This window comes from Moritella sp. 36 (genome assembly GCF_018219415.1).
Classification (GTDB): Bacteria; Pseudomonadota; Gammaproteobacteria; order Enterobacterales; family Moritellaceae; genus Moritella.
The window spans coordinates 2,373,684-2,394,435 of sequence record NZ_CP056120.1; the positions used below are offsets into that span (position 1 = coordinate 2,373,684).

A 20,752-nucleotide genomic window follows, 5' to 3' on the forward strand; every position below is an offset into this window, starting at 1 on the left:
TTCATTGGATGAGCGAATTATTTATTTAGCTCGGTAGTTCATTTTCAAAATGTGACTACTTTAAATTTGTTAAGGAATCGTATTTTGAAACCTATTAATACATTTAAGGTAAGTACTGCCAATTATTCTTTTGTTTATCGCTTCTTAGATTTAAGTTGTGTTACGTTTTCTTTTTTTATTGTAATTCACAGCTATAACCTTCGAATGACACAAGAATATATAATTATAGCGTTAACGACTGCCGTCGTTTTTTTATATATTGCAGAAGCGCTTAATTTATATCAATCATGGCGTGTAGGCAGGTTTATTGCAGTCCTGATGACTGTCGTTGCTGTGTTTATATCTTCATTTTTAATATTGTTTGGTATTGGTACATGGCTGGAAGCATCCTTTGAGTTTCCGAGTTATGTCTTAAATGTCTGGTACTTTGTGGCATTTTTGTGTTGTTTTACGTGGCGAGTATTGAAGTATCAATGGTCTGTTGTACGCTGTAAATTGGGCATAAACTTACGAAAAATGGCTATATTAGGGGCAACGTCAACAGGGGCTAATTTATATCATGAGATCCGTCATTGTGATGAACTTGGGTTTGATTTTGTGGGTTTCTTTGATGATAGAAACGCAGAACGTTTACCTAAAGGCATGACGGTAGTGAGTAGTATCTCTGCGGGTATTTTTGAAGCTAAAAATGGCTCAATTGACGTTTTGTTCATTGCTTTACCTATTTCAGCCGAGAAACGTATCGCAGAAATTATTAACTTATTATCAGACACAACTGTCGATGTTTATGTTTTACCCGCATTTATGCTCTCTGATGTTATGCATGGCCGTGTTACCCATATTGGTAAAGTTGATGCGCTAAGTATTTTTGAATCCCCTTATTTAGGTGCCAAAGTTTGGTTAAAACGATTTGAAGATATTTTAGTAAGTCTAATCGCCATAATAGTACTTTCCCCTGTGTATCTTGCTATCGCAATAACGTTAAAGTTTACATCCCCTGGTCCAGTATTGTTCAAGCAAAGTCGTTATGGACTACACGGTGACAAAATTACTGTATACAAATTCAGAAGTATGTCAGTAATGGAATCTGACGGGAAGCTAACACAGGCAACAAGAGGCGATAAACGTGTTACCCCTTTCGGTGGTTTTTTACGTCGCAGTTCCCTTGATGAGATCCCGCAATTCTTTAATGTACTGATGGGAGACATGTCAGTTGTTGGCCCTCGGCCTCATGCTGTATCACACAATGAAGAATATCGTAAACTCATTCAATTTTACATGTTAAGACATCATGTTAAACCTGGTATTACCGGTTGGGCCCAAGTCAGTGGGTGGCGAGGGGAAACTGATACATTAGATAAAATGCAGAAACGTATTGAGTTTGATCTTTATTATATTTTGCAATGGTCAATTTGGTTTGATTTCAAAATTATGCTTTTAACTGTATTGACCTGCTTAAAAAGCGAGAACACATATTAGCTATTTGAGAGGTAAAGTATGAACAAAACTCGGTATATCAACCTACGAGGTGAGCCAGAATGAAAGCATTCAAAGATAACTACTATTGCTTAGGCTTAGGCTTAGGCTTAGGCTTAGTTTTGTTGAGTGGAGGGGCTGTTGCATACACCCAAGATACATACATTACTGATGGTGGGCTATTTGTAAAACCGTCATTGGAAGTGAGTATTGTAGAAGATGATAATATTTATAAGCAACAAAATAACGGCACAAGTAGCTCTATCATCACAGTTATTCCGATGATAAATTTAAAACTTGATGATGGTATTAATTACTTTAGCCTTGATGCTAAAGCTGAAAAAGGTATCTATGAAGCAAGCTCTGCTGATAATTATATGGACGGATTGTTGGGTTTTAATGTGCATTTAGAACCCAGTGACACGCACCGTCTAGACATAAACCTTAAAGCTGAATGGTTAGCGGAACCGCGCGGCAGTGGTTTGACAGAGCTGAATTATGAATTAACTAACGAACCTATTACATATGGTAAAAAGACGCTGTCTGCAAAATATGAATATGGCGCCTTGCAAACAAAAGGGCGCCTTGCATTTAACGCAAAATTTTACGAAAAAGAATATTCTAACTTTGAAACTATTACCCGAAGAAGTAATCACGACTCATTGTTATTGGGCTCAATATTTTTCTATTCTACAAGAGCACATACCGATGTATTTATTGAAATAAATGCCGAAACTATTGGTTATGATTATAACAAACCTGGGGATCTAAATCGCGATTCCGATGTATATACTGCATTGTTAGGTATGCAGTGGAAAGCATCTTCCGTCGTCCATGGGTTCATTAAATTGGGTGGACAAGCAAAAGAATTTGATGATAAAGGCCGTAAAGACTTTACGGGTTTTAGCTGGAATATTGGTGGTGTTTGGCGTCCGCTGACTTATTCAAAAATTACGTTGTCAACGTCTCAAACAACGAAAGACCCTGATGTTGATGGAGATTATGTGCTTGAAACAAAGTACAAGCTTGATTGGAAGCATAACTGGACATCGTATTTTTATTCATCTGTAGGGGTTTATAAATTCACAGACGATTACAGTGGTATATCTCGAGTTGATGATACGGACGGTTACAAGATTAAATTTAACTATGACTTTACCGATAATATTGCCATCACCCTATTTGGACTTTGGGATAGAAATACTTCAACAAATACGATATTTGAATATGATAAAAATGTTGTCGGCGCTAGTTTAACATTGACGCTTTAAAGGACAGTGTAATGAAAAGTATCTTTTTTTGTATATTATTGCTCTTAATACAAACACCTGTATTGGCAAAGGGATCTTATATTTTAGGGCCTGGTGATAAGGTCGAAATTAAAGTTTTCGGACAAAAAAATCTGACGGTAGAGACGTTACTGAGTAATAGTGGTCAAATTAATTATCCGTTTTTTGGCGAAATAAAGGTAACAGGTCTAACGGTTAAGCAAGTTGAACAATTGATTTATAACGGTTTGAAAGGAGATTACCTCGTTAATCCAAATGTTTATGTTCATGTCGTTGAGTACCGACCTTTTTATATACACGGTGAAGTTAATAAACCTGGAGGTTATTCATATCAGCCTGGTTTAACGGTAAACCAAGCGATAGCGTTGGCTGGCGGACTAACTGAACGCGCATCAAAACAAAAAATATATTTATTTAAAGAAAAGAATAAAAACACGCAAATAAACGCAAGCTTAACGTATAAAGTTAATGCTGGTGATACCATTTTGATTAAGCAAAGGTTTTTCTAATGGATAAACTTGAACAGAGTCTCAATAAATCGTCGGTCAATAAAGACATTGTGCTACCTTCACCACATTGGCATGTTATCCAGCGCTATAAATGGCGAATTCTTTTACTGTCTGTCTTTGTCTCTCTCTGTGCCGCGTTGTATTTATCAAAAGAACAACCGCTATACCGCGCTTCTGCCACGTTATTAATCGAAGCAAATCAAGCGCAAGCTGTTTCGTTTGATTCAGTGCAAGGTCTTGATTCAAATAGAAAAGAGTATTATCTAACTCAGTTTGAGATTCTTAAATCGGGATCAATTGCGGAAACTGTATTTGACCGCTTAAATTTACAACAGCAACCATCATTTCAAAAACGTGAGAGTTGGCGTGATATAGCCGTCGCGTATATTCTTGATGCTTCACCTCTGCTTAAATCATTTATTATGAATATTGATAGTGAATTTGCGGAGAACATTGGTGCGGGTTATATCAGTGGCGTACCACAATCAGCGACAGATATAGGTAATCAAGAACTTGAAAGTCAACAAGTGAAAATTTCGCGTTTAAGGCAGTTTTCAAAACGTTTAACCGTGACGCCAATTAGAAAAACACAGCTTGTTAAGCTTTCATTTGAGAGTGAAGATCCCGCACTTGCTGCAATGATTGCCAATGCTGTCGGCGAGGCGTATATAGCACAAGACCTTGAGATAAAATCATCTATTAATAAAAATGCAGCTCACTGGTTAACAAAAAGACTTGAGGGTTTACGCCAGAGTCTTGATAAATCTGAAACGCTATTACAAGCATATCGTAAAGATGAAAATATCATTGATTTACAAGATCGAGGTGGACGAGGATTAACCGGTTTAGTGAGTAATGAACTTGAGCAAACGTCTTATCAATTAGTTGAAGCTAAGAATGAGGTGAATCAGCTACGGAGTATTGTTCGTGCGATTAATGAATTTGGGGTTAAAAACCTGGAGAGATTAGAGTCAATACCAGAGATTACATCACACCCGGTCATTCAAAGTATCAAAAGTTTAAAGGTAAAAGCTAAATTAAAAGTTTCGGAATTATCACAAATTTATGGTAGTAAGCATCCCGATCTTATTGCAGCAAAATCAGAGCTCTATACGGTGAACAAGCATCTGACAACACAAATTTCTAAATTAGTAAGAGGTTTGGAGAGAGAACTAAAAACCAAGAAAAGTAATGTTTCGGCATTAGAAAGGCAATACAGTAATATTCAGAATCAATTTCAAGATGTTATCGGTAAAGATAATGAATATCAAAAGTTAGTGCGAGACGTAGAAAGTAACCGGAAATTATATAATACGTTTCTAGAACGCTCTAAAGAAACGGCGCTAACGAGTGATTTTAATGCAGCTGTAGCACGTTTTACTGACAGAGCTAAAGCACCAAATAAACCGGTTACGTTAAGTACTAAAATAGTAGTTATTATTGTATTTATATTAACGGTATTATTACATATCACTTATTTACTCATTAAAGAATATTTTACCGACAACTTCAACTCTGTGGGAGATATAGAAACTAAGCTTGGACTACCTGTGTTAGGTGTATTACCCAAGGTTGCTAGAAAACGAAATCAAGATTTAGATTTACATTATTTTTTTAATGACGATGGCCGCCAGTTTTCTGAATCAGTGCGGACATTACGCACGAGTTTCCTACTTGCACAGGGTCTGCGGGTTAATCAAGTGATTGGGATCATTTCATCTCAACCTAATGAAGGTAAGTCTACAACCGCGACAAATATTGCGTTCTCGTTAGCTCAGATCGAAAAAACAGTACTGATAGATGCTGATATGCGTAAACCAAGTTTGGCAAAGAACTTTCGTATTCCAAAAGATAAACCTGGACTTGCACAAGTGATAACGGGTAATGCTAATTTATCTGATTGTATTACCGTGGATCCAGCCTCGGGTGTTCATGTAATGACGTGCGGCCCAACACCGAAGAATGCGCAAGAATTACTATCCTCAAAACGTTTTAAGCAATTATTGGAAAGCCTCAGACAATCTTATGATCGGATAGTTATTGATACGCCACCGATTCAAGCTGTCAGTGATTCATTGATTATATCTTTACACACAGACGCGATTATTTATGTCATTAAAAGCGAAGCGACACGAGTAAGATTAGTGCAAAACGGCATTCGTCGTCTTGCTAAAGTAGACGCCAATTTAGTCGGGATTGTGATGAACCACGTTAATACCGATGGTGTTGCTGATTCTGAATATTATTACGGTTATTACAGTGATAATGATTATGCAGAAAAACCGACTAAGTCATAGTTTATCCCAATCTTAATCAGTGAGTTAATATTTACAGCAAGCACTTGGATAAATATGACGTGTTTGCTGTTTATTCAATTTATGGTTAAATGGTGTAAATTATAAATTAGTCTACAAGGATTAAAATGTTCACCTCTCGCATGTTCACTCGTTCTACATTCGTCCTGACTTGGAGTGTATTACTGGCCGCTTGTTCAGGCACTCCGCCTGATAACCTTGGTGTTGTTAACTCAAAGTTGGCTGCTTGCCCTGAATCACCGAATTGCGTATCAAGTGACAGTCTAGACGAAAGTCATTATGTGCCAGCTTTCAAATTAGAAGTGAACGCTGAGCGGGTTTGGTCTGAAATTAAAGTCTATTTACAAGCGCAACACAATATGGAAATTATGATAGAAACGACCGATTATATTTATGTCGAAAGTACGAGTACTTTAATGCGATTTGTCGATGACTTTGAACTTCATCTTCGTTTAAAAGATGGCATCATTGCGGTTAGGTCAGCATCGCGATTAGGTAAGTCAGACTTTGGTGTAAATAAGCAGCGTGTTGATGATTTATATAAGACGTTGAATGATAGAGGGTTAGTCAGTGAGGCGCCTAAGCCAATTTGATTAATGGGTAATACATTTAATTGTATTACCCATTTTTGTTTGATTAATAGGTTGTTGCTATAACATATTAATGAACTGTGCTTAGAAGTAATTTAGCAGTTTTCGGTAATAATCATTGGTTTCCATTAAGGTTTTATGATCCCCTTGTGCAACGATCGTCCCTGCATCCATAACGATGATTTTATCCATTTTTTGTAACATTAATGGTTTGTGCGTGATTAGAAGTAAACTTTGTCGTGATTGCTCAAGCTGCTCAAATAGGCTTGTTATGATTGTTCTTTCACTATGACGATCAAGTCCTTTGGTTGGCTCATCGAGAACGAGTACCTTTGCATTTCGTAATAACACTTGCGCTAAACATAAACGTTGCTTTTGACCACCGGATAAACCAGAACCTGTTTCTCCTAACCAAGTGCTAAACCCATTTTCTAGTTCATCAATAAAATCGATTAACCCCACAACCTGACATACACCACGCATTTGTGATTCTGTTACTTTCGGGTTTGCTAAGCGAAGGTTATCCCCAATCGTTGCATGAAAAAGATGGCTGTTTTGGCTCATTAATGCAATGTGTTCACGTAATGATTCTGTATTCAACTCATTTAAGTCAATGTCATTAATGGTGATACCAGGCTTTAACTTACTGACCATATCTGAATTTGGTGTATTGTTCGATGGGGGAACAGGCCAGAATCCCATTAATAGATTTACTAAGGTTGATTTACCCGCACCACTGGCACCGATAATCGCAACTTTCTCACCTTGTTGAATGGTAAGGTCAATATCTTTTAATACACAGTCATGGCCATCAGGATAAGTGAAACTCAAATCATTAAACTTAATTGGACCTGTTGTTACTAATCTATCACCACCTAAATCGGGGATAGGTTTATCAATAATCTCGAACAAGCGAGCGGCACTGTCATGCACTTTAGGTAAAATCTGGCAGGCGAGGGGCATATTAATGACTGTTTCGAAACAGACTAGAATAAGTAACGCAGCGCTGGCAACAAATTCCGGTTTTAAATCGCCAGTTTGTACCAGAGGTACGAGTAGATATATACTTGCCAACACGGTTGTATTAATGGCTAAAAATGTTAAAGCAGTGGCTAATGCATGCAGGCGGTGTAAATGTAATTCAGCGCGGTGATAGTTTCCAGACACACGATGAATCGACTTTTGATATTGCAGTGATATTTGATAAACCAATAATTCACGCATTGATGCCATGCCGTCGACTAATTCAACTTTTAGCTCACTCGAAAGTTTTGCTTGTTGTTGTGCGCGTTTTTTACTTAATAATAAAATGAATATTGGTAAAACAAAACCGACAAGAATTAATGCACCGACAATAACAAACGCGAGATCGGATGAAATAAAACTCACCCCTAAGCCAACAAGTGGAATACTACAAATAGCAAGTAATGCCGGTAGTAACACTCTTAAGTAAAAGTTATCAAGTTCATCGATGTCTTGCTGCAAACGAGCAAGGATATCTGCTGACTTAAAGTTAACACGGTAGTAGGGCAATAAAGGCTCTAAGCGTGTATAAAAATAGTAACGTAATGCAGCAAGAGTATTAAATGTTGCACGGTGAGTTAACAAACGTTCAGCATATCGACCTGCTGTACGTACGATGGCTAAAAAACGGATAATGGCGGCAGGCGTGAAATAGTTAGCTGTTACACCAGACAGTCCTGCAATGGCCATGATAGTAATGAACCAACCGGAAATCGCGAGTAAGCCAATATTAGCCATCACGGTAATAATAGATAAGAAGGTACCAAGTAACATTAAAGGGAGTTGTGGTTTAAGGAGTCTCATTAATCTAACTAATGGATTCATACGCTTATCTCCATATCGATGTTAACAGTATTTGCATAGCTGCCATTTAGCTCAAGTAATTCTGTGTGGCTACCTTGTTCGATAATTTGACCTTGTTCTAATACAATGATCTGTTTCGCGTCAATCACGGTATGTAAACGATGGGCAATAACAATAACCAAATGCTGTTTTGCATATTCAGCGATGCTATCACTGACAATTTGTTCCGTATCTTTATCTAAATGGCTGCTTGGCTCATCAAGAATGAGTACATCCGGCTGGTGGTAAAATGCGCGTGCTAATGCTAACCGTTGAGATTGACCACCAGAAATACCAACACCACCTTCACCAACATGGGTATTTAACCCGTCTTTTAATTGCGATACGAAATCAGCAAGGCCGACACTGGTTAATACTTGTTGTATTTTAGCGTCGTCATAGTCTTCTGTTAACGCAATATTGAAACCAAGACTGCCGTAGAAAACGTGGCCTTGTTGTGCGATCCAACCACAATGATTTAACCAAGCATCACGCTCTGCGGATGTGTGTTTAGTACCGTTGATCGTCATTGAACCACTATCAGGGGTATTAAAACCTAAGATGGTATCGATCAGCGTTGACTTACCCGCGCCACTTTCGCCAATAACAGCATATAAACCGTGATTAGATAGTGTTAAGTTAATATTTTTAAGCGTGTTTTTACGACCCGAGTAGGTGAAGTTAACATCTGCTAAGGTGATATCGAAAGGTGCTTTAAACTGCGTTTCAGTTTGGTTTTCTTTAATTGGTGTACTGAGAATTTGTAGCATATCTTGGGCTGCGGTAACCCCCGCCATTTTGGCGTGATACTGAGTACCTAATTGTCTAAATGGTAAATAGAATTCCGGGGCCAGTAACAATACCCACAGCGCTAATAAATAATCAACACCACCATAATAAAGTCTAAAACCTAAGATCACAGCAACAAGCGCAATGGCAATAGAGGCCAAAAACTCTAACATGAATGAAGAAAGAAAGGCGACCTTTAAGATCCCCATGGTTTGGTTACCATAGTCTTCACTAATGGTTTTTACTGCAGCCATTTCTTGGCGCGATGCGTTGAATATTTTAAGCTGAGTCAGCCCTTGAATAATATCAAGAAAATGGCTGCTCATGCGCAGTAGTTTAGTCCAATGTTTTTGGTTTAAATCATGCGCTTTATGGCCAATGATGATCATAAACATCGGTACCATTGGTGCTGTTAACATTAAGACTAAACCAGAACGCCAATCCATCGGGAATACGGCAAATAAAATAGCGCTTGGGATCACCGAACAATAAGCGACAATAGGTAAGTAACCGGAGAAGTAATCTTCGAGTGAGTCAACACCTTGATGCAGCAGTTGGGCTATTTTAGCGCTGCCGATAGTTTGTGTTTTTGCGGGACCCATTGCGAACAAGTGCTGCAACAACTGTTGTCTAATTGACACTTTGATTAGCATGGCTGCATGGCGACTGTATCGCTCACTGATATAGCCGAATATAGTACGAATAATGATGATGGCAACTAAGCCAAATAATAATGGTTTTATTTCTGCGATAGCTTTGTTTGAGAATATAATTTCGTTGATGATACCAGCTAAAATAGCCATTTGAACGATCATTAATATGCCATTCAACGAGCCTAATGCAATCGCTCTGCTTAAACGACCTTGGGCGTGGGGTCGCTGGCTTTTTAGCCAAGTTAGAAGTTCTTTTTGTGTGTAATCTGTTTTTACTGATTCTGTCATTGGGTAGCCTGAAATTGGAGGAATATTGAAAGAATAGACCCTGAAATTGGAGGTTTAGAAACAGACGCCCGTCCTTGGGCGCAGAGCTTAATCCTTACTTTTTATAACTTTAATTATGCTTAGTTACTTTTTATTCTTTTTATCGTCCTGATCTTTTGCGATGTTATCCGTGTGTTGTTCCATTTCGTACCACATTACATTAATGATACCGAGCGAAACAGCCAGCAAAACACCTAGAATCCAACTGAAATACCACATGGTTTACTCCTTAATAAGATGAATGATTATTATTTTCAATTTCTGAACGAGTTACCGTTCTCCACATCTTGCTATAGCACCAGATGGTGTAACAAAGAATAATAGGTAAGAATACTGCAACAACCATCAACATTAAGTTTAACGTACCTTCACTCGATACCGCATCCCATAATGTTAAGCTGTGATTTGGTGTGCTACTTGAAGGCATAACAAATGGGAACATAGATACACCCATAGTGAAAATTACACCGGCAATTGATAATGCACTTGCAGTAAACGCTAGGCCACCCGGCTTGAAGCGTGCAAGTAAGCCCGCGACAATAGCCATAACAATACCGGTTGTTGGTAATAACCAAAGTACAGGATATGCATTAAAGTTATTTAACCAAGCGCCAGTTACTGTTGTTACAACTTTTGTTGTTGGCTGTGCAAGGGCAGATGGGTCTATCGTGCTTTGAATGATAAAACCATCAATTGAAGTGGCAATCATTAGACCTGCAAGGCTAAAGCTAACAACAAGTACAGCTGCAAATATCTGTGCAGCTTTTGCTGAACGAGCGGCAACATGTTCATCTGTACGCATTGATAACCAAGTTCCACCGTGCATCAACACCATAGAAACACTGACTACACCACTAAGTAGCGCAAACGGGTTGAATAAAGCAAAGAATGAACCTGTATACGTAACACGCATAAATTCATCAAAGTTAAATGGTACACCTTGCAATAAATTACCAAACGCAATACCGAACACTAATGTCGGGACCATGCTGCCAACGAATAAGGCTTTATCCCAGTTATAGCGCCATTTTGGTGAATCAATCTTACTGCGATAATCAAAGCCAAGTGGGCGTAAGAATAAGCAGAAAAGTGTTAGCATCATGGCAAAATAGAAACCACTAAATGCGGTCGCATATACCATTGGCCATGCCGCGAATAACGACGCTCCCACAGTAATCAACCATACTTGGTTACCGTCCCAGTGAGCGGCAATCGTATTGATCACAACACGGCGTTCAGTATCATCTTTTGCAACGAAGGGCAGTAAGCCACCCACGCCCATATCCATCCCATCGGTCACTGCAAAACCGATGAGTAAAACACCGATGATTAACCACCAGATAAGTTTTAAGCTTTCATAATCAAACATAATCTAAGCCCTTAGTATTTGTCTTGACGTAATTGTGGTGATGCTTGTTGCTGTTCTTTTTCGAAATGGTAACGGCCAGTGTGTAGCGCGCTTGGACCAATTTTCGCAAACTTGATCATTAACCACATTTCAATAACGAACAAAATGGCATAAACAGCAATGAATGAAATCATCGTAAAGAGTACTGAACTTGCTTCGTGGCTTGAAGTCGCCATGAACGTTGGTAAAATCTCACTGATAGCCCAAGGTTGACGACCTACTTCGGCAACGAACCAGCCTGTTTCAATTGCAATCCAAGGTAATGGTAGGGCAAATAGAATTGCTTTTAATAACCAACGCTTCTGCTCAATTTGACGACGTGCGTTAAAGTAGAAGGCTAAGATGAATAGGCCAAACATAACAACGCCACTACCAACCATCATGCGGAATGCCCAAAATATTGGCGCAACAGGTGGGATAGAATCTTCAACGGCCATCTGAATTTGTTCTTCAGTTGCGTCAATGACATTCTCAGAGTAACGTTTTAACAATAGACCATAGCCTAAGTCGTCTTTGTACTCATTAAAACGGGCAATGTTTTCAGGCGTTTCTTCACCACCACGCAGCTTTTGTAAGTAGTCATAAGCGATCATACCTTCACGGATACGTGCTTCATGTTCTTTTTTAAGATCACTGATACCTGTCACTTGACCGTCTAAAGAACGTGTTGCGATAATACCGAGCGCATAAGGAATCTTGATCGCGTAATCTGTTTCCATCGTTTCTTCATTGGGTAAACCAACTAACGTAAACGCGGCAGGTGCGGGTTCAGTATGGAACTCTGCCTCAATGGCGGCAAGCTTCACACGCTGCACTTCACCGACTTCATAACCAGATTCATCACCCAGTAACAACACTGAGCAGATGGCTGCAACACCGAAACCACAGGCTACAGAGAATGAACGTTTTGCAAATGCAACGTCGCGCCCTTTAAGCAAGTAGTAACTACTGATACTCATTACAAACATAGCGCCAGCTACATAACCAGCCGCGACAGTGTGAATGAATTTAACTTGTGCAACAGGGTTGAAAACAAGTTCAGAAAAACTAACCATTTCCATACGCATGGTTGCGTAGTTAAATTCGCTTCCTATAGGGTTTTGCATCCAACCGTTCGCAACAAGGATCCACATTGCAGATAGGTTAGTACCGATTGCCATTAAGAAAGTAGCAGCTAAATGCTGTCGCTTACTTAATCTATCCCAACCGAGTAAGAACATGCCAACAAAGGTAGATTCGAGGAAGAAGGCCATCAAACCTTCGATCGCTAGCGGTGCACCGAAGACATCACCTACATAATGAGAGTAATATGACCAGTTGGTACCGAATTCAAACTCCATTGTTAAACCCGTCGCGACCCCGATCGCGAAGTTAATAGCAAAGAGTTTACCCCAGAATTTAGTCATATCACGGTAGATAATACGTCCTGTCATCACGTATACCGCTTCCATGATAAACAGGATCCAAGTCATACCGATTGTTAATGGTACAAAAAGGAAGTGGAATAGAGCTGTGATGGCGAATTGCCAACGAGAAAACTCTACTAAGGTTTCATTAATCATTGTTGTAATACCCCTCGAGATTAATTAGAATCAGATTTTTTTTTATTTGGAAACAATTGCTCTTTTACAGATAACATTTTGGATACGCCAGCACCCAACTTCATTAATCTACTGAGTTGTTCTGGGTTAAGCCGTTGTAATTCTGCTGCCCACTCAGTGACCATTTCCAGTAGGTCATGGATCTCTTGCATTTTACTTTGAGCGTACTCATCACCAGTATCGGTAGGCTTCTCTAGTAAAGAAGTGCGAAGTAAAGAGAGCGTTGGATCAATTTCACGCTTACGGCGTTCTTTGAATACAGTATTGGCCATATCCCAAATGCTGCCAATGGCACTGTAGTACTCTTTACGATCACCAGGAATGTGGCTAACTTGAATTAACTGCCATGATTGCAGTTCTTTAATGCCCATACTTACATTGCCACGAGAAATATTTAAGCCACTGGCAAGATCATTTGCGCTGACAGGCTCTTCTGTAATAACAAGAAGCGCATACATTTGGCCAACCGTACGGTTAAAGCCCCAACGACTGCCCATTTCACCGAAGTGATAAACAAAAGATTGGTTTTGTGCGGAGATATTCACATGCTACCTAACGAACTTTCAGAAATTTCTGAAAGTTTAAATCACTAGTTGTATTTGATCAAGGTCAAATTCTGTATAAATACGTTTATAAGTGTAAAGTTTTGTTGATTTATATCAAAACGCTATATAGAGGATTAGATTTATCAAAGACTTGTTATAAACAGCATTTAATGACACCCTGTGTTTTTCGAGTAAGTGATTGTGATTTAGACTAACTTAATGCAGCTATAAAGTATTTTAAATTAAGTTAATTTACATAAGGTTAATATCTATGTTATTTATCCTGATATTCAACTGTTCTTATGTGAATCAATCGACTGTATATAAATTGTGCGTAAAGGATTAAATAATGCCAATAAATAATGAAAGTACACCCCCAGTAGAACCTGTACATAGCCAAAACGATAAAAGCATAAGTACGGATAGTTCTCAGAATTCGTTTTTTAGTGCGTGTGCAAGAAAAGTACTTGATTTAACGGGCTGGTATTGCGAGCCGATCCCACACGAATATAAAAAAGCAGTCATTGCCTATGCTCCACATACGTCTAATTGGGATTTTCCGTTATTGATGGGCGCGCGATTTGCTAATAAAGTGAATGTGCAGTGGGCAGGAAAATCAGAGATGTTTTGTTGGCCATTTAAAAATATACTGACTTTTTTAGGTGGAGTGCCGATTGAGCGTTCAAAGTCGACCAATATGGTTCAGAGTGTTGTTGATATTTTTAATACTCAAGAGCAGTTTCTATATGCGATGTCGCCTGAAGGCACTCGGAAATATCAAGATTTTTGGCGTTCAGGGTTTTATTACATTGCGCTAGAAGCAAATGTGCCAATTATTTTGTACCGTTTAGATTATAAGAATAAGCGCGTAACCATAGGTGATGTGATAAAGGTCACTGGGAATATTGAAAAAGATCTAGCGGCAATTGATATGGTATTTAAAGGTGTTACACCGAAATTTAAAGAGAAGTATTGCTTAGCTAAATTTAAATGAATATTGGTTACTGATATTTTCTTCTTCCATTACGCATAATCATTAACAGCTAACGCGTTATAAAAGAATGGCCACTACAATATTCGTGGCCATTATGACAGCTTCCACCGTAATAATCATGACTCTAATGATGTTTGATTCGTTGTAACCTCCTCCTCGGTACATTTAGCTTTTAACCTGAATTACAGGATTTAAATCATATTTCTAAATACTGTTAGTTGATTGATCGTCATTTCTGTAATAGGTTTACTAATCAGCTACTTATAAAGGGGTATTTAAATGTTAACTAGAAATAAAAAGGCAGTTCTGCAATGGGAAGGGAAGAACGAACTTATAGATTTTTTACTATCTAGGCGCCATAATCTGATCGTTAATTACTATAAAATTGCAGGATTACCGCCATTTAGTCAAGATAAGCGAACTTTACCGACTAGTTTTGCAATTGAAGAGTTTTGCAATACATTAGTTGATTATATTTCGATGGGGCACTTTGAAATTTATGACGCTCTGATTGCACGATATGAAATGAACGGTAAATTATGTCCTGAAGAGCTTCAACTAATTATGCTTCAGATCAGTGAGACAACTTCTATTCTCTTATACTTTACTGATAAATATTCAGAACTATCTGATTTACTATTGAATGAATTAGATAGTGATTTAGCGATACTTATGGGAGGTCTTGATCAACGTTTTGAGTTAGAGAATAAATTGATTGCTGCTTTATTTGAGCAAGTGACACAAACGGCTTAATAAAAAATAATTGTTGTATTACGGCTGCCTTTGGCGGTAATTAAAAGTACTGTTTAAATATACAGTTAAAACTCAAGGCTCGTAAAATCCTGAGTTTTAACTGATTCAGGTCGATTAAATACCTATTTAGTGTCGGTTTAAACGTTATTTATGACGATTTTCTAGACACTGAACCACTTCAGTCAGTGGCACATCTTCTTTTTGTAGCAGTACGAGTAGGTGATATAGGAGATCTGAGCTTTCATTCACTAATTCGTCACGATCTTTTGCAACGGCAGCCAAAGCAACTTCAACACCTTCTTCACCCACTTTCTGTGCGCAGCGTTTCGTGCCACGGGCAAATAAACTTGCCGTATAGCTTTCTTCTGGATCCGCTGTCTTACGTTGTTCCAATACTTTATCCAGCTGTGCGATAAAAGTAAGTGCAGGTTTGTTTTCTGTTACAAAGCAGCTTTCAGTGCCAAGGTGGCAAGTAGGACCACAAGGTTTAGCGGTAATAAGTAATGCATCGTTATCACAATCTTTGGTGATCTCTTGCACTAATAAATAGTTCTCAGAAGATTCCCCTTTTGTCCATAAACGTTGTTTAGTACGGCTAAAAAATGTCACCTTACCTAATTCGCGTGTTGTCGTTAAAGCTTCTTCATTCATATAGCCCAGCATCAGTACTTCACCTGATACTGAGTCTTGAATGATTGCCGGCATTAAACCATCTACTTTTTTCCAATCAAGTTGGTTAATTTGTTCGTTTGTTATCATGTTCTGATCTCCACATCTTGATCTCGTAGATATTCTTTTAATTCACCAATATTGATGACTTGCTTATGAAATACACTTGCAGCTAATGCGCCATCAACGTCGGCATCTTTAAATACGCTGTTAAAGTGAGTCATTTCACCGGCTCCGCCAGATGCAATTAATGGCACGTTACAAATTTTTCGGGCTTTTGACAATTGCACAGTGTCATAACCGCCACGAACACCGTCTTGGTTCATTACATTAAGCACAATCTCACCAGCGCCACGTTTCTGAACTTCTTTGATCCATTCAAAGGTTGTCCATTTAGTCACTTGCGTGCGTGTTTCATCGCCTGTGAACTGGTATACCTTGTACTCTTGGGTGTCTTCATCGAAATAACTGTCGATACCAATCACAATGCATTGCACACCAAATTTGGCTGCAAGGCGGTTAATTAAGCTTGGATCTGCAAGTGCAGGGGAGTTGATTGATACTTTGTCAGCACCAAACTCTAAAATACGCGCTGCATCTTCTTCACTTTTTATTCCACCAGCAACACAGAAAGGAATATCAATTACTTCTGCAACGCGGCTAACCCAACTTTTATCGACAACTCGTTCGTCAGCACTGGCTGTAATATCATAAAATACTAATTCATCAGCGCCTTCTTCAGCGTAACGTTTAGCAAGTGGAACTATGTCGCCAATCAATTCATGGTTACGGAATTTAACCCCTTTGACGACCTTACCATCTTTAACATCTAAACACGGTATTATGCGTTTTGCTAACATATTACATCTCCAGGAAATTCTTGATTAATTGTGCACCCGCTTTACTTGAACGCTCTGGGTGGAATTGCACTCCGTAGAAATTATCTCTGTGCACGGCAGCAGTAAACGGTGAGCCGTGCGTACAGGTTGCAATCGTGTCACTGCCAACGGCAAGCGCATAACTGTGTACAAAATAGAAATAACTGCCACTTGGAATATCCTTGAATAACGGATGATCTTGTTGCGGTATTATTTGATTCCAGCCCATATGAGGCAGTCGAACACCTTCATTTGGCATTGAGTCAATAGTGCCATTAATTAAGCCAAGCGTTACAACATCATCTTCAGCCGAGAATTCAGCCAGTAACTGCATACCAAGGCAAATGCCTAACACAGGTTGAGTGAGGCTTTTTACTAACTCAATGAGTTCGCGGTCAGCTAAGTTTTTCATCGCTTCTTGCGCAGTACCAACACCGGGTAAGAATAATTTATCCGCGTTGCGTAATACGTCGGATTCACGACTTACCGTTACTGTATAACCAAGACGTTCAACGGCAAATCTTACCGACGAGAGGTTGGCACAACCCGTATCGATAATAACAACCTTGCTATTTGCTTGATCCATTAAAGCACTCCTTTCGAACTTGGTAGTACATCGCCTTCGACTTTAATGCATTGACGCAGTGTCCGGCCAAATACTTTAAATAGACTTTCAACAAGGTGATGGGTATTTTTACCTTCGACCTTAAGGTGCAGGGTTGCCGCCATGCCATCACTTAAAGAGCGGAAGAAGTGCGGTACCATTTCGGTTGCAAATTCGCCGATATGATCGCGAGGGAAGTCACCACTAAACTGCAAGTAAGCACGGCCTGATAGATCCAGAGAACAAGATGCTTCGCATTCGTCCATTGGCAATACAAAACCAAAGCGGCCAATACCACGTTTGTCGCCTAATGCTTGATTGATCGCATTACCTAACGCCAGTGCTGTGTCTTCAACGGTATGGTGATCATCAATGTGCAGATCTCCCGCTACACTCAGTTTTAGTTGAAAACCGCCATGAGTAGCAATTTGATCTAGCATATGATCAAAGAACCCCATACCGGTATCAATACTATTACCGCCTTGGCTGTCGAGGTCGACATCAACTTGAATATTAGTTTCTTTCGTGGTGCGGGTTACACTCGCCACGCGGTTACCTTTATTCAGTATTTTCTGTTCGATCATCGGCCAATTCAAGTTATCTCTGTTATAGAAAATCCCTTCAATGCCCATGTTTTCGGCAAGTTGGATATCAGTGATACGATCACCAATAACATATGAATTAGCAAAATCGATACGACCTGACTGTAAGTATTCTTTTACCATGCCTAAATGTGGCTTACGGCAACTGCAGTTATCTTCGGTAAAGTGAGGGCAGAGTAATACTGACTCGAATTTAACCCCTTGTGAAGCAAACAACTCCATCATGGCATTTTGTGGAATATCAAAATCACGTTGTGGATAGCTATCACTACCGAGACCATCTTGGTTAGACACAATAACCAGTGTGAAACCCGCAGCTTGTAATTTAAGTAGTGCTGGGATCACTAGAGGTTCAAATTTTAGCTTCTCTAAACTGTCGACTTGCTTATCGCTAATTGGTTCATCAATCAATGTACCATCGCGATCAATAAATAAGAATTTTTCCTTGCTCACATCGGGCTCCTGCTTGTGTATTTTTATTTTTTAATGCTCTTATATTAAGAGAGTACGGACTTTAAAGCGGCTAATGTATTGTGCATTTCAGCCGCGCTGCCTAAGGTGATTCGAATACAGTTTTCTAATCTTACTTTGGAACTAAAATCTCTTAATACAATACCTTGTTCGCCTAATAAGCTAAACACTTTTTGGCTATCGCTAAATTGTATTAATACATAGTTACCTGTGGCTGGGAATACTTTTGTTACCCCCTGCAACTGATTTAACTCGTCGATAAATGCACTGCGCATACCATTCAGCTGAGTTACGCGGGCTTGCATCGTACTAATGCCTGATTCTGTTAACGCTTGAGTGGCAATTTGTGCCACAGGCTCAGGTACTGGATAAGGTGCAATTACTTTTGACAGTAAACCAATAACGGTTTTACTGGCTAATGCAAAACCGCAGCGTAATGATGCTAACGCGAATGCTTTTGATAGTGTTCTTAAAATGACAAGGTTATCGAAGTCTTGCAACAATGATACTTGTGATGCTTCGGGGCAAAATTCGATATAAGCTTCATCGCATACGATAATGGCTTTATCTTTTGCTGCGTTCAATAAATCAGTTAAGTGGTCTGTACTAAGTAGATTACCCGTTGGGTTATTTGGTGCACACAAGAACACAACATTTACCGTGTCTAGCTGTGCTTTAATCGCATCATAATCAGGGTCGAAATTCGCATCTAGATCCTGTCTTATGATATTTACACCACACGTTTCAGCACTGATTTCATACATGCCATAAGTGGGTGGATTAATGAGAATACTATCTTTACCTGGCTCACAGAAAGTACGAATCAGCAGTTCAATCGCTTCATCAGCACCACGTGTAGTGATAATTTGTTCTGGTGTTACCCCCGCGTATTCGGCATAACCATTAATTACTGATGCGGGTTGAAACTCGGGATAGCGATTTAAGCGACTACAGTCTAATGAATAGTGGCCTGAATCAGGGGCTTCATTGGCATTTAACCAAATATCACCTGTACCACCGATTCTACGAGCTGATAGGTATGGCGTTAGTTCTTGTACGCTCTTTCTTGCGAGTTGCGTTAATTTTTTGCTCATAGCGTTGCTCCCAAACGATCGATTCTGATTGTGACGGCACGTTTGTGTGCGTCGAGTCCTTCTGCATCAGCCAGACAAGTGACCGTCTTCGCCAAGCTCTTGAGACCATCTTGGGTTAACTCCTGAACAGTGAAGCGTTTAGTAAAATCTGCAAGACCTAAACTTGAATAGGTTTTGGTGTAACCATAGGTTGGTAATACATGGTTAGTACCACTTGCATAATCACCGACAGACTCTGGTGACCAAGCACCTAAGAAAATTGAACCCGCATGTTTCAGTTTCGGCAACAGACTACGTGCATTCTCAGTTTGAACAATTAAATGCTCTGGTGCATAGAGGTTACTAATTGCAATTGATGTGTCTATATCATTGGTCACAATAATTAAACTTGATGCAATAGACTGTACAGCTATCTCCTGTCGAGACAAACACGCTAATTGTTGCTGAACTTCTTGAGCAACTTCTGCCGCTAACTTGCTCGATGATACAACCAGTATGGATTGTGAATCGGGACCGTGTTCAGCTTGTGAAAGTAAGTCAGCTGCGATAAAACCAGCGTCAGCGTCAGCATCGGCAATCACCAATACCTCCGATGGTCCTGCGGGCATATCAATAGCAGCCCCTTTAATATCCATGCTTACTTGGCGTTTAGCTTCCGTAACAAAAGCATTGCCAGGGCCAAAGATCTTATCTACTTTTAGTATAGATTCAGATCCGTAGGCTAGGGCTGCGATTGCTTGTGCACCACCAAGTGTATAAATTTCGGTGACACCGCATAATTGGGCGGAAAATAAAATTTCATCGGCAATCGGTGGTGGTGTTGTTAATACAATACGTTCACAATTTGCAATGTTAGCCGGTGTAGCAAGCATAAGTACAGTTGATGGTAGTGGGGCTGTGCCGCCTGGGATATATAAACCAACAGCATCAAGCGCAACCGTATGCATTTCACACATAACACCAGGCATCGTTTCTACACAAACCGTATCTTGTACTTGCGCTTCATGAAAAAGATGAATGTGTTGCTGTGCTTGTTTGATAGCTTGTTTAGTTTCATCGTCTACGCGTTGACTTGCAGCTTCAATTTCTGCCGTTGTCACACGTAAACAATCCGTTTCAACTTTATCAAGTTTTGCGGTTAATGCTTTTAATGCGGTATCACCTTCATTTCTTACTTGGGCAATTATATCGGTAACAATGTCACCTATTTTTGCCGAGTTTGATATTGCAGGTCGCATTAATAATGCTGATTGTTCTACTTGACTAAGTTGATCCCATACTACTGTCTTCATGCTTGATCCTCCCTTAACATTGCTTAT

19 protein-coding genes are annotated in these 20,752 nt (G+C 39.4%); 7 read left to right on the forward strand and 12 right to left on the reverse strand.

Annotated elements, in window-relative coordinates:
• The first annotated feature begins 84 nt into the window (after nt 1-84).
• The 5 genes from HWV03_RS10695 (at nt 85) to HWV03_RS10715 (ending at nt 6,182) form a co-directional block, all read left to right on the forward strand.
• The gene (locus HWV03_RS10695; protein ID WP_211679684.1) at nt 85-1,479 is read left to right on the forward strand and encodes an undecaprenyl-phosphate glucose phosphotransferase; all 1,395 of its coding nucleotides are present in this window, start codon (nt 85-87) and stop codon (nt 1,477-1,479) included.
• A 59-nt stretch (nt 1,480-1,538) separates the two neighbouring features.
• Nucleotides 1,539-2,747 (forward strand): outer membrane beta-barrel protein, encoded by a 1,209-nt coding sequence (locus HWV03_RS10700; RefSeq protein ID WP_211679685.1) that lies wholly within the window; start codon nt 1,539-1,541, stop codon nt 2,745-2,747.
• Between the two features lie 11 nt (nt 2,748-2,758).
• Nucleotides 2,759-3,274 carry a polysaccharide biosynthesis/export family protein gene (locus HWV03_RS10705; RefSeq protein ID WP_211679686.1) on the forward strand — a complete coding sequence of 172 codons (516 nt, stop codon included), beginning with the start codon at nt 2,759-2,761 and terminating at the stop codon, nt 3,272-3,274.
• Nucleotides 3,274-5,571, forward strand: coding sequence for a GumC family protein (locus HWV03_RS10710; protein WP_211679687.1), 2,298 nt, complete (start codon nt 3,274-3,276; stop codon nt 5,569-5,571). The genes HWV03_RS10705 and HWV03_RS10710 overlap by 1 nt, the downstream gene beginning before the upstream one ends.
• Nucleotides 5,572-5,696: 125 nt before the next feature.
• Entirely contained in the window at nt 5,697-6,182 is a 486-nt protein-coding gene (locus HWV03_RS10715; RefSeq protein WP_211679688.1) for a DUF1499 domain-containing protein, read from the forward strand.
• Between the two features lie 81 nt (nt 6,183-6,263).
• Here HWV03_RS10715 and cydC read toward each other — a convergent pair whose 3' ends face one another.
• From cydC to HWV03_RS10745, 6 genes are all read right to left on the reverse strand, one after another.
• Nucleotides 6,264-8,027: a thiol reductant ABC exporter subunit CydC gene (gene cydC / locus HWV03_RS10720; protein WP_211679689.1), complete on the reverse strand. Its 1,764-nt coding sequence runs from the start codon at nt 8,025-8,027 to the stop codon at nt 6,264-6,266.
• On the reverse strand, nt 8,024-9,775 hold the full coding sequence (gene cydD, locus HWV03_RS10725; protein ID WP_211679691.1) for a thiol reductant ABC exporter subunit CydD: 1,752 nt from the start codon (nt 9,773-9,775) through the stop codon (nt 8,024-8,026). Before cydD ends, cydC begins: the two co-directional genes overlap by 4 nt.
• A 123-nt stretch (nt 9,776-9,898) precedes the next feature.
• Entirely contained in the window at nt 9,899-10,033 is a 135-nt protein-coding gene (gene cydX / locus HWV03_RS10730; RefSeq protein WP_211679693.1) for a cytochrome bd-I oxidase subunit CydX, read from the reverse strand.
• Between the two features lie 10 nt (nt 10,034-10,043).
• Nucleotides 10,044-11,183 carry a cytochrome d ubiquinol oxidase subunit II gene (gene cydB, locus HWV03_RS10735; protein WP_211679695.1) on the reverse strand — a complete coding sequence of 380 codons (1,140 nt, stop codon included), beginning with the start codon at nt 11,181-11,183 and terminating at the stop codon, nt 10,044-10,046.
• Nucleotides 11,184-11,194: 11 nt separating this feature from the next.
• A complete protein-coding gene (locus tag HWV03_RS10740; RefSeq protein ID WP_211679697.1) occupies nt 11,195-12,784 on the reverse strand; it encodes a cytochrome ubiquinol oxidase subunit I in 1,590 nt (529 codons plus the stop codon).
• A 20-nt stretch (nt 12,785-12,804) separates the two neighbouring features.
• Nucleotides 12,805-13,368: a GbsR/MarR family transcriptional regulator gene (locus HWV03_RS10745; RefSeq protein WP_211679699.1), complete on the reverse strand. Its 564-nt coding sequence runs from the start codon at nt 13,366-13,368 to the stop codon at nt 12,805-12,807.
• Nucleotides 13,369-13,717: 349 nt separating this feature from the next.
• Between HWV03_RS10745 and HWV03_RS10750 the strand changes: the two genes are divergently transcribed.
• Nucleotides 13,718-14,362 (forward strand): lysophospholipid acyltransferase family protein, encoded by a 645-nt coding sequence (locus HWV03_RS10750; RefSeq protein ID WP_255547163.1) that lies wholly within the window; start codon nt 13,718-13,720, stop codon nt 14,360-14,362.
• A 279-nt stretch (nt 14,363-14,641) separates the two neighbouring features.
• Entirely contained in the window at nt 14,642-15,115 is a 474-nt protein-coding gene (gene rsd, locus HWV03_RS10755; protein WP_211679701.1) for a sigma D regulator, read from the forward strand.
• Nucleotides 15,116-15,259: 144 nt separating this feature from the next.
• Here rsd and hisIE read toward each other — a convergent pair whose 3' ends face one another.
• Genes hisIE through hisD form a run of 6 tightly spaced genes read right to left on the reverse strand, consistent with a single transcriptional unit; the run spans nt 15,260 to nt 20,725 of the window.
• Complete coding sequence (gene hisIE / locus HWV03_RS10760; protein WP_045110493.1) at nt 15,260-15,874, reverse strand: bifunctional phosphoribosyl-AMP cyclohydrolase/phosphoribosyl-ATP diphosphatase HisIE; 615 nt, start codon at nt 15,872-15,874, stop codon at nt 15,260-15,262.
• Nucleotides 15,871-16,644, reverse strand: a complete 774-nt coding sequence (gene hisF, locus HWV03_RS10765) for an imidazole glycerol phosphate synthase subunit HisF (protein WP_211679703.1) — start codon at nt 16,642-16,644, stop codon at nt 15,871-15,873. Before hisF ends, hisIE begins: the two co-directional genes overlap by 4 nt.
• A gap of 1 nt (nt 16,645) precedes the next feature.
• Nucleotides 16,646-17,248 (reverse strand): imidazole glycerol phosphate synthase subunit HisH, encoded by a 603-nt coding sequence (gene hisH, locus HWV03_RS10770; protein ID WP_211679705.1) that lies wholly within the window; start codon nt 17,246-17,248, stop codon nt 16,646-16,648.
• Nucleotides 17,248-18,321: a bifunctional histidinol-phosphatase/imidazoleglycerol-phosphate dehydratase HisB gene (gene hisB / locus HWV03_RS10775; protein ID WP_211679707.1), complete on the reverse strand. Its 1,074-nt coding sequence runs from the start codon at nt 18,319-18,321 to the stop codon at nt 17,248-17,250. The genes hisH and hisB overlap by 1 nt, the downstream gene beginning before the upstream one ends.
• Before the next feature lie 44 nt (nt 18,322-18,365).
• Nucleotides 18,366-19,433: a histidinol-phosphate transaminase gene (gene hisC, locus HWV03_RS10780; protein WP_211679709.1), complete on the reverse strand. Its 1,068-nt coding sequence runs from the start codon at nt 19,431-19,433 to the stop codon at nt 18,366-18,368.
• Nucleotides 19,430-20,725, reverse strand: a complete 1,296-nt coding sequence (hisD, locus tag HWV03_RS10785) for a histidinol dehydrogenase (protein ID WP_211679711.1) — start codon at nt 20,723-20,725, stop codon at nt 19,430-19,432. Before hisD ends, hisC begins: the two co-directional genes overlap by 4 nt.
• Nucleotides 20,726-20,752: the final 27 nt, after the last annotated feature.

What these genes read in the sequence shown, in the direction of transcription:
- HWV03_RS10700 (WP_211679685.1), top strand. Translation starts at nt 1,539, where the DNA reads ATGAAAGCATTCAAAGATAACTACTATTGCTTAGGCTTAGGCTTAGGC.
- HWV03_RS10705 (WP_211679686.1), top strand. Translation starts at nt 2,759, where the DNA reads ATGAAAAGTATCTTTTTTTGTATATTATTGCTCTTAATACAAACACCT.
- HWV03_RS10710 (WP_211679687.1), top strand. Translation starts at nt 3,274, where the DNA reads ATGGATAAACTTGAACAGAGTCTCAATAAATCGTCGGTCAATAAAGAC.
- HWV03_RS10715 (WP_211679688.1), top strand. Translation starts at nt 5,697, where the DNA reads ATGTTCACCTCTCGCATGTTCACTCGTTCTACATTCGTCCTGACTTGG.
- cydC (WP_211679689.1), bottom strand. Translation starts at nt 8,027, where the DNA reads ATGAATCCATTAGTTAGATTAATGAGACTCCTTAAACCACAACTCCCT.
- cydD (WP_211679691.1), bottom strand. Translation starts at nt 9,775, where the DNA reads ATGACAGAATCAGTAAAAACAGATTACACACAAAAAGAACTTCTAACT.
- cydX (WP_211679693.1), bottom strand. Translation starts at nt 10,033, where the DNA reads ATGTGGTATTTCAGTTGGATTCTAGGTGTTTTGCTGGCTGTTTCGCTC.
- cydB (WP_211679695.1), bottom strand. Translation starts at nt 11,183, where the DNA reads ATGTTTGATTATGAAAGCTTAAAACTTATCTGGTGGTTAATCATCGGT.
- HWV03_RS10740 (WP_211679697.1), bottom strand. Translation starts at nt 12,784, where the DNA reads ATGATTAATGAAACCTTAGTAGAGTTTTCTCGTTGGCAATTCGCCATC.
- HWV03_RS10750 (WP_255547163.1), top strand. Translation starts at nt 13,718, where the DNA reads ATGCCAATAAATAATGAAAGTACACCCCCAGTAGAACCTGTACATAGC.
- rsd (WP_211679701.1), top strand. Translation starts at nt 14,642, where the DNA reads ATGTTAACTAGAAATAAAAAGGCAGTTCTGCAATGGGAAGGGAAGAAC.
- hisIE (WP_045110493.1), bottom strand. Translation starts at nt 15,874, where the DNA reads ATGATAACAAACGAACAAATTAACCAACTTGATTGGAAAAAAGTAGAT.
- hisF (WP_211679703.1), bottom strand. Translation starts at nt 16,644, where the DNA reads ATGTTAGCAAAACGCATAATACCGTGTTTAGATGTTAAAGATGGTAAG.
- hisH (WP_211679705.1), bottom strand. Translation starts at nt 17,248, where the DNA reads ATGGATCAAGCAAATAGCAAGGTTGTTATTATCGATACGGGTTGTGCC.
- hisC (WP_211679709.1), bottom strand. Translation starts at nt 19,433, where the DNA reads ATGAGCAAAAAATTAACGCAACTCGCAAGAAAGAGCGTACAAGAACTA.
- hisD (WP_211679711.1), bottom strand. Translation starts at nt 20,725, where the DNA reads ATGAAGACAGTAGTATGGGATCAACTTAGTCAAGTAGAACAATCAGCA.